Below are 12,962 nucleotides of genomic sequence, written 5' to 3'. Positions count from 1 at the left end.
CCGGAATGAACCGGTACACGCAAGTACAGAACGAACTGCGGCGCCATCCGCGCCGCTGGCTGGTGAGCGGCTGCGCCGGCTTCATCGGTTCCAATCTGACCGAAGCGCTGCTGTCGCTCGACCAGCATGTCGTCGGCCTCGACAATTTCTCGACCGGCTATCTGCGCAACCTGGACGAGGTCCGGCGCGCGGTCGGGCAGCCGCAGTGGGGCAGGTTCTCGCTGATCGAAGCGGATATCCGCGATCTGCGCGCCTGCCGCGATGCCATGACCGGCGTCGACCATGTGCTCCACCAGGCGGCCCTGGGATCGGTTCCGCGCTCGATCGACGATCCACTGGCGAGCAATGATGTCAATGTGGGCGGCTTTCTCAACATGCTGGTGGCGGCCCGCGACGCGCGCGTGCGGTCCTTCGTCTACGCCGCGTCGAGCTCGACCTATGGCGACGATCCGGCGCTGCCGAGAGTCGAACACCGCATAGGGCGTCCGCTGTCGCCCTATGCGGTCAGCAAGTACGTCAACGAGTTGTACGCGGATGTGTTCGGCCGCTGTTTCGGTTTTGCATCGATCGGCCTGCGCTACTTCAATGTCTTCGGGCGGCGCCAGGATCCGGATGGCGCCTACGCGGCGGTGATCCCGCGCTGGATCGCCGCCATGCTGCGCAACGAGACGGTCTACATCAACGGCGACGGACAGACGAGCCGGGATTTCTGCCATGTGGACAACGCGGTGCAGGCCAATCTGCTGGCCGCGCTGGCGCCCGAGGAATGCCGCAACGAGGTCTACAACGTGGCAGTGAGCGACAACACGACGCTGGAAGAACTGTTCGCTCATCTGAAAGCCGCATTGCGGGAAGCGGACATCGCCTATGACCGCCCTCCGGTCCGGCGCGACTTCCGCAGCGGCGATGTCCGCCATTCCTGCGCGGATATCGGCAAGGCGCGGGCGCGTCTCGGCTATTTCCCGCGCATACGGGTGCGGGACGGTCTCAGCCTGGCAATGCCCTGGTATATCTCCCAACACGAGGTGCAATCATGATCGTCGTCACCGGCGGCGCCGGCTTCATCGGCTCCAATTTCATCCTGGACTGGCTCGCGCGCAGCAGGGAACCCGTGCTCAATCTCGACGCGCTCACCTATGCCGCCAATCCCGCGAACCTGCGCGCGATCGCGAACGATGCCAGGCATGTGTTCGTCCGCGCCGACATACGCGACCGGGACGCGGTCTCGGCGCTGCTCGCGGCTCACCGGCCGCGCGCCGTGCTCAATTTCGCGGCCGAGAGCCATGTCGACCGCTCGATACACGGGCCGGCCGAATTCGTTTCGGCCAACCTGGACGGCGTGTTCAGCCTGCTCGAGGCGGCGCGCGCTTATTGGGAGGGCTTGCCGGCCGCAGAGCGGGATGCGTTCAGGCTGCTGCAGGTCTCGACCGACGAGGTGTACGGTTCGCTGCGCGCCGACGACCCGCCGTTCACGGAGACCACGCCGTATGCGCCCAACAGTCCCTATTCCGCATCCAAGGCGGGCGCGGATCACCTGGTGCGCGCCTGGTGCCACACCTACGGTCTGCCCACGCTCACCACCAACTGCTCGAACAACTACGGCCCGCACCAGTTCCCGGAAAAGCTGGTGCCGCTCACCATCGTCAGCGCGCTCGCCGGCAGGCCGTTGCCGATCTACGGCGACGGCAGCAATGTGCGCGACTGGCTGTTCGTGGAAGACCACTGCGCGGCGTTGAGGCGGGTGCTGGAGGCGGGGAGGCCGGGGGAGACCTACAACATCGGCGGCGGCGGCGAGCGCAGCAATCTGCAGGTGGTCCGCATGCTGTGCCGCCTGCTGGACGAATTGTCCCCGCGCGCCGACGGCCGGAGCTATGCGGCCCAGATACGCTTCGTCGCCGACCGACCCGGGCACGATGCCCGCTATGCGATCAACGCCGACAAGCTCAGGCAAGAACTGGGATGGCAGCCCGCCCACGGCTTCGAGGAGGGCATGCGCAGGACGGTCGCCTGGTATCTCGCCAACCGGGAATGGGTGGAACAGGTGCAGACCGGCGCGTACCGCGCCTGGATGGAGACACACTACGCGCGCCGGGCGACGCAGGAGGAGATGGCATGATCAACAGGCAATGGCAGCCGGCCTTCCGGCGCAAGGGCATCATCCTGGCAGGCGGCTCGGGCACGCGGCTGTATCCGGCGACCACGTCGGTATCCAAGCAGCTGCTGAGCGTGTACGACAAGCCGATGATCTATTACCCGCTGAGCACGCTGATGCTGGCCGGGATACGGGACGTGCTGATCATCTCGACGCCCGCCGATACGCCGCGCTTCCAGGATCTGCTCGGCGACGGGGCGCAATGGGGAATGGATTTCCGCTATGCGGTGCAGGCGCGGCCGGAGGGCCTGGCCCAGGCCTTTCTCATCGGACGCCGCTTCATCGACGACTCGGCATCGGCGCTCATCCTCGGCGACAACATCTACTACGGGCACGATTTCGAAGAACAGCTGCACCAGGCATGCGGGCGGGAGAACGGTGCCACGGTCTTCGCCTACCACGTGCACGATCCGGAACGCTACGGGGTGGTGGAGTTCGACAACCGCCGGCGCGCGATCAGCATGGAAGAAAAGCCTGCCGCGCCGCGCTCGCACTACGCGGTCACCGGTCTCTATTTCTACGACCGCGACGTGTGCGACATCGCCGCCACGATCCGCCCCTCGGCCCGCGGCGAGCTGGAGATCACCGACGTGAACCGGATCTACCTCGAGCGCAACCGCCTGGAAGTGGAAGTGCTCGGCCGCGGCATGGCCTGGCTCGATACGGGCACGCACGAATCATTGCTCGACGCGGCGCAGTTCATCGCGACCGTGGAAAAACGCCAGGGGCTGAAGGTGGCCTGTCCCGAGGAGATCGCCTATCGCAAGGGCTACATCGGCGCCAGCCAGCTGGAAGCCCTGGCGCAGCCGCTGCGCAAGAACGGCTACGGGCAATACCTCATGCACATTCTTGAAGAGAGGGTCTTCTGACATGCACGTTAGCGCCACGCCTTTGCCCGATGTCTATCTCATCGAGCCCGATGTCCACGAGGACGAACGCGGCTATTTCTATGAAAGCTTCAACCAGCGCGAGTTCGCCCGCGCCGTGGGCCTGCCCTGCGACGATGCAGGTTTCGTGCAGGACAATCACACCCGTTCGCGGCGCGGCGTGCTGCGCGGCCTGCACTACCAGGTCCGGCAGCCGCAGGGCAAGCTGGTGCGGGCGGTCAGCGGCGAGATATTCGACGTCGCCGTCGACATCCGATCGAAATCGCCCACTTACGGAAAGTGGTTCGGGACCCGGCTGTCCGCCGCGAACCGGCGCCAGCTATGGCTGCCTCCGGGTTTCGCCCATGGCTTCCTGGTGCTCAGCGATGCGGCCGAGGTGCTGTACAAGTGCACGGAGTATTACGCGCCCGCGCATGAGGCAGGCATACGATGGGACGATCCGGGCATCGGCATCGCCTGGCCGCTGACGGGGCCGCCGGTGCTGTCGGCCAAGGACCGCAACGCTCCGCAACTGTCTGTGGCGGAGGCGTTCACATGAAGATCCTGCTGACCGGGGCCGGCGGGCAGATCGGCTACGAGCTTTTGCAGTGCCTGCAAGGGCGCGGCGAGCTGCTGGCGCCCGGACGCGACCGTCTCGACCTCGAGCGGCCGGACCAGCTGCGGGAGCTGATCCGCGCATGGCGGCCGGATGTGGTCGTCAACGCCGCCGCCTATACCGCGGTCGACCAGGCCGAGCGGGAGCCGGATGCCGCGCGGCGTGTCAACGCCGCCGCGCCGGCGGCGATCGGCGAAGCGGCGCGCCAGGTCGGCGCCGCCGTCGTGCACTTTTCGACCGATTACGTGTTCGACGGCCGCAAGCTGTCGCCGTACGAGGAGGACGACCCGACGGGACCGCTCAACGTCTATGGCCAGAGCAAGCGGGAGGGCGAGCAGGCGCTGCTGGCGAGCGGCGCCCGCTGCCTGCTGCTGCGTACCAGCTGGGTGTACGGCCTGCGGGGCCGCAACTTCCTGCTGACCGTCCTCCGGCTCGCCCGGGAGCGCGACAGCCTGCGCATCGTGGCCGACCAGTACGGCGCGCCGACCTGGAGCCGCAGCGTCGCCCAGTGCTGCGCCCGCGTGCTGGCGCAGGCGGAGCGGGCAAGCGACCGCGATGAATGGTGGGCGCTGAACGGCGGGATATTCCACATGAGCGCGCAGGGGCGGACTTCCTGGTACGGCTTCACCCGCAGCGCGCTGGAGCGCATGCGCCTGCCGCGTACACCGGCCGTGCACCCGATCGCGAGCCACGAGTATCCGACCCCGGCGAAAAGACCCGCCTATTCCGTGCTGTCGGGGGCCAGGCTGGAGCAGCACTTCGGCTTGCGGATGCCGCACTGGGAACAATCGCTTGCCGACTGCCTGGCGAGCGGCGCGCCCGACCCGGTGTAGCCGCATCCATGGTGTCATCCGACGAGCCGCGCGGCGGCAATGGCGGCCGCATTGCCTGGAACCTGTTCGGTTTCGCGCTGCCGCTGGCAATCGCCGCCGCCGCCATTCCGCAACTGCTGTCGCTGATCGGCAGCGAGCGCTTCGGCTACCTCGCGCTGGCATGGGGCGTGATCGGCTATGCGAGCGTGATCGACCTGGGCATCGGCCGCGCCGCGACACGCCTCGTGTCCTGTCTGCGCGGCGGCGGCCACCGTGACCGCATCCCGGATGTGGTCGCGAGTGCCGCCTGGCTGACCCGCGTGACCGGGGCCATCGGCATGCTCGCACTGGTCGCCGCCGCATGGCTGGGCGCGCACCGGCTCGTGCCCTCGGCCGTCGTGCCGGAGCGGGAGCTGCAGCTTGCCTTGCTGTTCCTGGCGCTTGCGCTGCCCATGCAGGCCATGAGCGCCACCTGGCGCGGCGTCAATGAAGCCTGGCTGAATTTCGCGCCGGTCAATCTGCTGCGCGTGCTGCTGGGCGCGGCGAATTTCGGCGGGCCCTGGCTGGTCGCGCTGTTCGTGCAGGACCTGCACTGGCTGGTCGCCACGCTGGTGGTTTCGCGCGCCGCCGCACTCGCTTGCTATCGCGGCTTCGCCCTGCGCTGCCTGCGCCGCGCCGGCCTGGGCACGGGCAGGTTTGCCGCCGGGCCGGCGCGGCAGTTGCTGCATTTCGGCGGATGGCACAGCCTCAGCAGCCTGCTGAATCCGCTGCTGGTGCAGGCGGATCGCTTCCTGATCGGCGCGCTCGTCTCGGCGGCGGCGGTCACGGCCTATGTCATACCGTATGAGCTAGCGGTCCAGTGCCTGGTGCTCAGCGGCGCCGTCACCAGCGTCGCTTTTCCACTCATCAGCCAGCTGCTGCAGAGCGATGCCGAGAGGGCGGCATGCCTGTTCCGCAGCTGGCAGCGGCGGCTCGGACTGGCGATGGCGGTGGCGATGGGCACGCTCGCCTGGTTCATGCCCGATCTGCTGCATGTCTGGCTGCAGGGCAGGGTGCCGGGCGAGTCTGTCGTCGTCGGCCGCATCCTGTGCGCGGGCGTCTTCTTCAACAGCGTCGGCGCCATGTATTTCGCGCTGCTGCACGCGCAGGGCAAGACCCGGCAAACCGCCTTGCTGCATCTGCTGGAAGTCCCGCCATATCTCGTGCTGCTCTGGCTGCTGATCGGGCAGTGGGGCGTGGTCGGCGCGGCGCTCGCATGGAGCATGCGGGTCAGCCTGGACGCGGCCGCGCTCGCCTGTCTCTGCCGCGACCGCGCGAGCCATCCGCACGCCGGCGGCACACGGGTCCCGGCGTTGCGATGACAGATCGACGCCATCCAGGGACGGCGGCGGAAAAGCCGGGCCAGGAATCGAAATTTCGTACTTATCCAGCCGGCGCTCGCCCAGTACAGTGGTTGCCAGGACGCGCGGCGCATGAAGAGGGTCGCGTGAATGACAACCGGCAGGGACAGTCATGCGCTTGCTGATCGTAATCGGACTCTTGCTGACGCCTTTCTCGACCTCGGCCGCGAGCGGGATGCCGGTCGTGTCCTTCGGCCTGCCATGCCTGCTTCTGGCGGCGGCGGCCGGTTTCCTGCGTCCCTCGACCGACGCTTTCCTGCTGACGCGTTCGACCGCGCCGGCGATGCTCGCCGCGGCCGCATCGGTGTTCAGCATCGCGATGCTCGCCTTCTTCGCGCCGGACCCCGGCCGGTCGCTGGCGCGCGTGGCGCCGCATGTCATCTGCTATCTGCTCGCATTCCAGCTGCTGGCCCGCTTCCGCCGGCACCCGGATGAGCTGGCCCGTTTCGCGCTCACCGTGATCGCCGTGTCGGGCGCCGTGCTGGCCGTCTATTACGCCATCCATCTTGCGCTGGCGGCCCGGGCCTACGGCGCCAACACTGTAATCGTCGAGCGCTATACCGGCGGCCTGGCTGCCTTGCCCTGGGGCAGCACCAATGTGATCGCCGCCGCGCTGATCTTCCCGCATATTGCCTGCGTCCTGCTGAAGCAAGGCTATCGCTGCCGCTGGACCACGCCGGTGCTCGGCCTGATCCTTCTGGCCGTGCTGCTCACCACCTCACGCGCCGGTACGCTGTTCCACGGTGCCATGCTGCTGGCCGGATGCGTTCTCGCGGGGAGATTCCGCGCTCTCGCGGCTTGGGCGGCCTGCATCCTGCTGCTGCTCGCCGGCTATGCCCATTTCGCGCGCGAGAACCTGGAACTGCTGATCAGCACGCGCCTGAGCGGGGAACGCGACCTGAGCAACGGCCGCTTCGACAGCTTCCTGATGAAGTGGGAATACATCTCCGACAATCCGATGTCCCCCGTCGGCTACTACGGCTCGATGGCGACCTTCGATCTCAGCTCGCACAACGTGTTCCTGACCGTCCTGGTGGAGCAGGGCGTGCTCGGACTCGCCTGCATGCTGCTGTTTCTCGGTGCCTGTCTGCACGCGCTGTTCTATCACCGCAGCGAGGCGAGGCGCGAGCGGCGGATGCGGCGCCTGGCGCTCGCCGGCAGCCTCGTGGCTTTCCTCAATCTGATGGTCGAGGACGCCAATTTCACACAGCCCTACATGGTGTACTTCTGGATGTTCTTCATCGCGACCATGGCCTTCGTCATGCACCTCGGCGCCGCGGCGCCGGGTGCGCGGCCGGCGTGTCGCAGCGGAGTCAAGGCATGGCAGACCTAGATATCGTCATCGTCAACTGGAACTCGCGCCACTACCTGCGCGGCTGCCTCGATGCGCTGCAGGCCGCGCACGACGAGGATGCCGGACTGATCCGCAGCGTTACCGTGGTGGACAACGGATCGAGCGACGACTCGCTCGACGGTGCCGCGCATGAGCGCCTGCCGCTGCGCATTCTCCGCAACCGCGACAACCTCGGTTTCGCCGCCGCCTGCAACCAGGGGGCGAGGGGCGGCAATGGCAACTTCCTGCTCTTTCTGAATCCCGATGCGGCGGCGACGGCGGCCGCATTGCGCCTGCCTCTGGATTTCATGGCGCGGCCTGGCAATCGCAAGGTGGGCATCTGCGGCGTTCAGCTGCTCGACGATGCCGGACATGTCGCCCGGAGCTGCGCCCGCTTTCCCACGCCGGCCAGCTTTGCGCATGCGGCCCTCGGGCTCGACCGGATTTTGCCCGCGCGCTTTCCGCGTGCGCGCATGGCGGAGTGGGATCACGGACAGACGCGCGCCGTCGACCAGGTCATCGGCGCGTATTTCCTGATCCGGCGCCCGCTGTTCGAGCGTCTCGGCGGCTTCGACGAACGCTATTTCGTCTACTTCGAAGAAGTGGACCTGTCCTATCGCGCGAGGCGGGCCGGCTACGTCTCGGTCTATCTCGCGGGCGCGCCGGCCTGGCACCGGGGCGGGGGCAGCTCCGACGGCATCCGCGCGCGCCGGCTGTACTACTCGCTGCGCAGCCGCCTGCTCTATGCGTTCAAGCACTTCAGCGCGGCCGGGGCCGCCTCGGTCGTGCTGCTGACGCTGTTCGTCGAACCGGCGAGCCGCGTCGGCGAAGCCTTTCTCCGCCGCTCGCCCCGCAGGGCGGCGGAAACCCTGAAGGGATATGCCGCGCTCTGGGCCTGGCTGCCCCGCTACCTGTTACTCGGGAGGACACGTTGAGAATCCTGCTATTGACCCGCTATTCGCGCATGGGCGCAAGCAGCCGCGTGCGCTCGCTGCAATATGCCGAAGCCTTGCGGCAGATGGGCGTGGAAGTACACGCCTGCTCGCTGCTGGACGACGACTATCTGCGCGCCCGCTACGCCGGGCAGCGGATATCGCTGATGCGGCTCGGCGACGCCTATCTGCGCCGTCTGCGCCTGCTGCTGCGGGCGTCGCGCTTCGATGTCGTCTGGATCGAAAAGGAATTGTTTCCGAACTGGCCCGCCTGGTTCGAGGCCTTGCTCGCGAAAGCCGGCGTGCCGTACCTGGTGGACTATGACGATGCGATTTTTCATGGCTACGCACTGTCGTCCAATCCCCTAAAGCGCCTGCTGCGCAACAAGATCGATCATGTGATGCGCCGCGCCTCGCTGGTCGTCGGCGGCAACCGCTACCTGCTCGACCATGCGACCAGGGCGGGCGCGGCCCGGGTGGCGCTCCTGCCGACGGTGATCGACATCCGGCGCTACACCGTGGCGCCGGACACGGCGCCCGCGGGCCGCCCCGTCATCGGCTGGATCGGTTCGCCGACTTCCGCGCAATACCTGGGAGCGCTGCTCCCGGTGCTCGCCCGCCTGCGCGAGCGGTTCGACTTCGAGTTCGCGGTGGTCGGCGCCGAACTGGATACCAGCCGGTATCCCTTCATGCGCTGCATCCGCTGGCAGGAGCAGACCGAGGTCGATGAAATCCGCCGCTTCGACGTCGGCGTCATGCCGCTGCCCGACGGTCCCTGGGAGCAGGGCAAGTGCGGCTACAAGCTGATCCAGTACATGGCCTGCGGCAAGCCGGCGGTGGCTTCGCCGGTCGGGGTCAACGCCGACATCGTGAAGGATGGCGTGACCGGCTACCTGGCCGCCACCGACGCGCAATGGCTGGACGCGCTGTCGCGCCTGCTCGGGGATGCGCCGCTGCGGCGGTGCATGGGCATGCGGGCGCGGGAGGCCGCGGAGCAGCGCTACTGCCTGCAGGTCACGGCGCCCCAGCTGCTGGCACTGCTGGAGAGCGTCGCGCAACGCGGCAAGGAGCGCGCATGCGCAGCCTGAACCCGACTCCGGCCCGGCCCGGCTTCTTCGTGCTCGCCAGCTTTCCGCTGTCGTTCGTCGGCTTTCGCCATCGGCTGCTGCGTGCCCTGAAGGACAACGGCGGCGAATTGCTGCTGGCCGCGCCCGGGCTGTCGCAGGACGCCACGGTGCGCAGCCGCCTCTCGCCGCTGGGTTGCCGGTTCGCCGATCTGCCGATGTGGCGCACCGGCACCAGCCCGCTGCAGGACATGGTGACCCTGCTGTCGCTGACCCGCCTGCTGCGCCGCGAGCGGCCGGTCCATTTTCTGGGTTATACCGCCAAGCCGGTGATCTACGGCCTGCTGGCCGCAAGGATGGCAGGGGTGCCGAAGCGGACCGCGCTGATCACCGGCCTCGGATATCTGTTCGGCGACGACGGGCAGCGTGGCGGAAGCTTCGCGCGCGCCTGCGGCATCCTGCTCTACCGCATCGCGCTTGCGCAGGCGACCTCGGTGATTTTCCAGAACCGCGACGACCGCGATCTGTTCGTCCGCCGCCGGCTTGTCGATCCCGCGAAGGCCGGCGTGGTCAACGGCTCCGGCGTGCCGCTCGATGAATTTCCGCCACAGCCGATGCCGCCGCTCGACGGCGGATGCCATTTCCTGCTGATCGCCCGCCTGCTGGAAGACAAGGGCATCCGGGAATACGCCGAGGCGGCGCGCCTGCTGCGCGGCCGGTATCCGGGCGCGGTGTTCCACCTGGTCGGCTGGCACGATGCCCATCCGCGTGCCGTGCCGCCCGAGACCCTGCAGCGTTGGATCGACGAAGGGCTGATCGTCTGGCACGGGCGGCTGGAGGATGTGCGTCCGTGTCTCGCCGCCTGCCATGTCTACGTGCTGCCGTCGTACCGCGAGGGCACGCCGCGCACCGTGCTGGAGGCGATGGCGACCGGCCGCCCGACGGTGACCACCGACGCGCCGGGCTGCAGGCAGACCGTGGTGCCGGGCGAAACCGGCCTGCTGGTGCCGGTGCGGGATGCCGCCGCGCTGGCCAATGCGCTCGAGTTCTTTCTCATGCGGCCGGAGCGGATCCCGCAGATGGGCGCGCGCGCCCGCCAGCACGTGGAGCGGCATTACGATGTCGACCTCGTCAACCGGCAGATGATGCGGCTGATGGGCGTGGCGGCCGACGAGGTGCCGGAGGCGTCGCCTTACCCGGCGGAAGGAGCGTGAGCGATGCGTCTCAAACGCCTGTTCGACGTCGTTGCCGCCAGCCTCGCATTGCTGATGCTGGCGCCGCTGCTCGCGCTGCTGGCGCTGCTGGTGCGTCTGGATCTCGGAGCGCCGGTGCTGTTCCGGCAACAGCGTCCCGGCCGTGACGGCAAGCCGTTCACGATGGTCAAGTTCCGTTCGATGACGGATGCGCGGGATGAACGGGGACGCCTGCTGCCAGACGGCGAGCGGCTCACCCGTTTCGGCGTCTTCCTGCGCAGGAGCAGCCTGGACGAATTGCCCGAACTGTTCAATGTCGTACGCGGCGAGATGAGCCTCGTCGGTCCGCGCCCGCTGCTGATGCGCTACACGCGCTACTTCACCGAACGCGAAAGACTGCGCCTGGCGGTGCGGCCGGGGATCACCGGCTGGGCGCAGATCAACGGCCGCAATGAGACCGCGTGGGATGTTCGCCTTGCCCTCGACGTCTGGTATGTCGAGCATCGCAGCATGCGGCTCGACCTCGCGATACTGCTGCGTACGCTGGCGCTCGTGCTGCGCCGCCAGGGTGTGGTGGCGGATGCCGGCTCGGTCATGCGCAATCTCGACGACGAGCGCCGCGGTGCGGAGACGCGCCCATGAAAGTGCGCCTGGCCATGCCGCGGGAGGCGGCGACGATCGCTGCGCTGATGCGCGACAGTTTCGACCGTGCGACGCTCGGCCTCACCGTCTACGGCTGCAGCGGCATCGCGCGCTACCTGGAGACCCGCATGCGCTTGCCCGCGGCGCTGAACGACTGCCGCCACCTGCTCGGATTCACCGCGGAGCGTGCGGCGGGCTTTGCCGAAATGCGCCTGCTGGCCGATGCGGTCTGTCTCAACTACATCGCCGTCGCGCGCGAGCGGCGCGGGGCAAGGGAGGGCGACCGGCTGTTCCTGCGGGCGCTCGAGCTGGCCAGCGAGGACCGGCATGCCGCAGTGGTGCTCGATGTCTTCGCCAGCAACAGCGTCTCGCTCGGCTGGTACCGCAAGCTCGGCTTCGAATCGGGGCGCGAGACCGACTGGTGGTCGCTGCCGATGGGCTTCTACCGGGCGAGCGACGGCGCGGCGGGGCGGTGCCAGGCGGACGGCCTGCCGGAGGCCGAGGCCTGCGAGCGCATCTACGGTTTTTCCCGCTTCGAGCTGTCGACTCCGCGCGCGAGCTACCGGATCGGGCGCCTCGCCGGCCGATGGTTCAGAACGGCCGACCCGCGGCTGGTCGATGACGAATGCGCGATCGCCTGCCTGGCTCTCCTGGATCCCTCCCGCAAGATCCTTGGCCTGTTTCCCCCCGACTTCGATGTCGGCAACCACCGCGACGCCCGCCGTCTCGACCGTTCCGTGCGCATGCGGTGCGGCGCGGACGAACTGCGTGCGCGCCTCGCAAAACGAATAGGAGTCTGACATGACGACCATGGCGAATCGCCACATCGTTCCCGATATTGACAAACTGGCGACGGACTGGGTGCTGCAATGGCTGTCGCTGGACGATCCGGACGGACGCGCGGAGTGGGAACGCATCTGGGCGGCGGGACATCACAAGCGCCCGCAGGACCATCCCGCCTACCTGCAGCTGGTCCGGCCCGAAGGCTATGAAACCGCGGCGGTGGTCTACAGGCACGGCAGCGCGGGCACGGTTCTCTACCCGTTCTTCCACGTGTTGATCAACCGCCTGCCGGGCTTCGGGGCGGTGCAGAGGCCGCTCCGGCATCTCTGCTCGCCTTACGGTTACGGGGGAGCATTGTATGAAGGCGATCCGCAGTCCGCCGACGCTGCGTCGAAGCGCTTCGAACGCCTCTTCGGCGCCGAGCTGCGCGAGCGCGGCTTCGTGTCGGAATTCGTGCGCGAAGACCTGTTCGAGGAGCGCCTCGCGGTGCGTGACGACGGCGAGCGCACGGTCCAGCAGGACAATGTCGTCATCCGCCTGCAGCGGGATCCGGAGGACATCTGGAACCACTACGGCCATACCATACGCACGGATGTGCGCCGCGCGTCCCGGGCCGGGCTGCGGCTCGAAGTCGATCATGACTTCGAGCGGCTCGACGATTTTCTCGGCGCCTACTACGAGACGATGCAGCGGCGCGGCGCCGATCCCTATTTCTACATGCCCAGGCAACACTTCATGGTCTTGCGCGAGTCGTTCGGCTCCCATGCCGCGACGGCGCTGCTGCATGTGCGCGACGGCCGCGAGACCCTCGCCAGCGCGCTCGTGCTCTATTCCGCCGATACCCTGTACGGCTTTCTCACCGCGTCCCGCCAGTCGGCGCGCGAAAAGCGCCCGAATCATTTCATGCACCATTCGGCGATCCTGTGGGGCAGGGAGAAGGGCATGCGCTGGTATGTGCTCGGCGGCGGCATCGCGCCGAACGACGGCCTGTTCCGGTTCAAGTCCGGCTTCGATCCTGGCCATACCCTGCCGTTCCGGCTGCGGCGGGTGCTGCATAACCCGCACGCGTGCCAGATGCTCAATGACGTGCGTGGCCGGCACGAGCAAGCCCAGGGACGCGAGTGGACCCCTCGTGCCGGCTTTTTTCCGCCTTATCTGGCCTGAAACGG

General features: G+C 67.9%; 13 protein-coding genes. All 13 read left to right on the top strand.

The genetic code is table 11. From position 1 onward, the window contains the following. Positions 1 to 5 precede the first annotated feature (5 nt). The 13 genes from NCCP691_RS08265 to NCCP691_RS08205 all read left to right on the top strand — a co-directional run bounded on the left by NCCP691_RS08265 (position 6) and on the right by NCCP691_RS08205 (position 12,957). Positions 6 to 1,037: an SDR family oxidoreductase gene (locus NCCP691_RS08265; RefSeq protein WP_220807784.1), complete on the top strand. Its 1,032-nt coding sequence runs from the start codon at positions 6 to 8 to the stop codon at positions 1,035 to 1,037. Further along, positions 1,034 to 2,116 (top strand): dTDP-glucose 4,6-dehydratase, encoded by a 1,083-nt coding sequence (rfbB, locus tag NCCP691_RS08260; RefSeq protein ID WP_220807783.1) that lies wholly within the window; start codon positions 1,034 to 1,036, stop codon positions 2,114 to 2,116. The genes NCCP691_RS08265 and rfbB overlap by 4 nt, the downstream gene beginning before the upstream one ends. After that, positions 2,113 to 3,021: a glucose-1-phosphate thymidylyltransferase RfbA gene (rfbA, locus tag NCCP691_RS08255; RefSeq protein WP_220807782.1), complete on the top strand. Its 909-nt coding sequence runs from the start codon at positions 2,113 to 2,115 to the stop codon at positions 3,019 to 3,021. Before rfbB ends, rfbA begins: the two co-directional genes overlap by 4 nt. A 1-nt stretch (position 3,022) precedes the next feature. Further along, positions 3,023 to 3,577, top strand: coding sequence for a dTDP-4-dehydrorhamnose 3,5-epimerase (gene rfbC, locus NCCP691_RS08250; protein ID WP_220807781.1), 555 nt, complete (start codon positions 3,023 to 3,025; stop codon positions 3,575 to 3,577). Beyond that, the gene (gene rfbD / locus NCCP691_RS08245) at positions 3,574 to 4,467 is read left to right on the top strand and encodes a dTDP-4-dehydrorhamnose reductase (protein WP_220807780.1); all 894 of its coding nucleotides are present in this window, start codon (positions 3,574 to 3,576) and stop codon (positions 4,465 to 4,467) included. Before rfbC ends, rfbD begins: the two co-directional genes overlap by 4 nt. 8 nt (positions 4,468 to 4,475) lie before the next feature. Next, on the top strand, positions 4,476 to 5,807 hold the full coding sequence (locus tag NCCP691_RS08240; protein ID WP_220807779.1) for an oligosaccharide flippase family protein: 1,332 nt from the start codon (positions 4,476 to 4,478) through the stop codon (positions 5,805 to 5,807). A gap of 151 nt (positions 5,808 to 5,958) precedes the next feature. Then, on the top strand, positions 5,959 to 7,179 hold the full coding sequence (locus tag NCCP691_RS08235; RefSeq protein WP_220807778.1) for an O-antigen ligase family protein: 1,221 nt from the start codon (positions 5,959 to 5,961) through the stop codon (positions 7,177 to 7,179). Continuing rightward, complete coding sequence (locus NCCP691_RS08230) at positions 7,167 to 8,114, top strand: glycosyltransferase family 2 protein (RefSeq protein WP_238482360.1); 948 nt, start codon at positions 7,167 to 7,169, stop codon at positions 8,112 to 8,114. Before NCCP691_RS08235 ends, NCCP691_RS08230 begins: the two co-directional genes overlap by 13 nt. Continuing rightward, positions 8,111 to 9,199 carry a glycosyltransferase family 4 protein gene (locus NCCP691_RS08225; protein ID WP_220807777.1) on the top strand — a complete coding sequence of 363 codons (1,089 nt, stop codon included), beginning with the start codon at positions 8,111 to 8,113 and terminating at the stop codon, positions 9,197 to 9,199. The genes NCCP691_RS08230 and NCCP691_RS08225 overlap by 4 nt, the downstream gene beginning before the upstream one ends. Next, a complete protein-coding gene (locus tag NCCP691_RS08220; protein WP_220807776.1) occupies positions 9,187 to 10,389 on the top strand; it encodes a glycosyltransferase family 4 protein in 1,203 nt (400 codons plus the stop codon). Before NCCP691_RS08225 ends, NCCP691_RS08220 begins: the two co-directional genes overlap by 13 nt. A gap of 3 nt (positions 10,390 to 10,392) precedes the next feature. Next, positions 10,393 to 11,010 carry a sugar transferase gene (locus tag NCCP691_RS08215; protein ID WP_220807775.1) on the top strand — a complete coding sequence of 206 codons (618 nt, stop codon included), beginning with the start codon at positions 10,393 to 10,395 and terminating at the stop codon, positions 11,008 to 11,010. Then, entirely contained in the window at positions 11,007 to 11,810 is an 804-nt protein-coding gene (locus NCCP691_RS08210) for a GNAT family N-acetyltransferase (protein ID WP_220807774.1), read from the top strand. Before NCCP691_RS08215 ends, NCCP691_RS08210 begins: the two co-directional genes overlap by 4 nt. A 1-nt stretch (position 11,811) precedes the next feature. Beyond that, positions 11,812 to 12,957, top strand: a complete 1,146-nt coding sequence (locus tag NCCP691_RS08205; protein ID WP_220807773.1) for a GNAT family N-acetyltransferase — start codon at positions 11,812 to 11,814, stop codon at positions 12,955 to 12,957. Positions 12,958 to 12,962: the final 5 nt, after the last annotated feature.

The organism is Noviherbaspirillum aridicola (assembly GCF_019656455.1).
In the GTDB taxonomy this organism is placed as follows: Bacteria; Pseudomonadota; Gammaproteobacteria; order Burkholderiales; family Burkholderiaceae_D; genus Noviherbaspirillum; species Noviherbaspirillum aridicola.
Note: the sequence above shows the minus strand (reverse complement) of the source record. Positions and strands in the feature narration are given on the sequence as shown.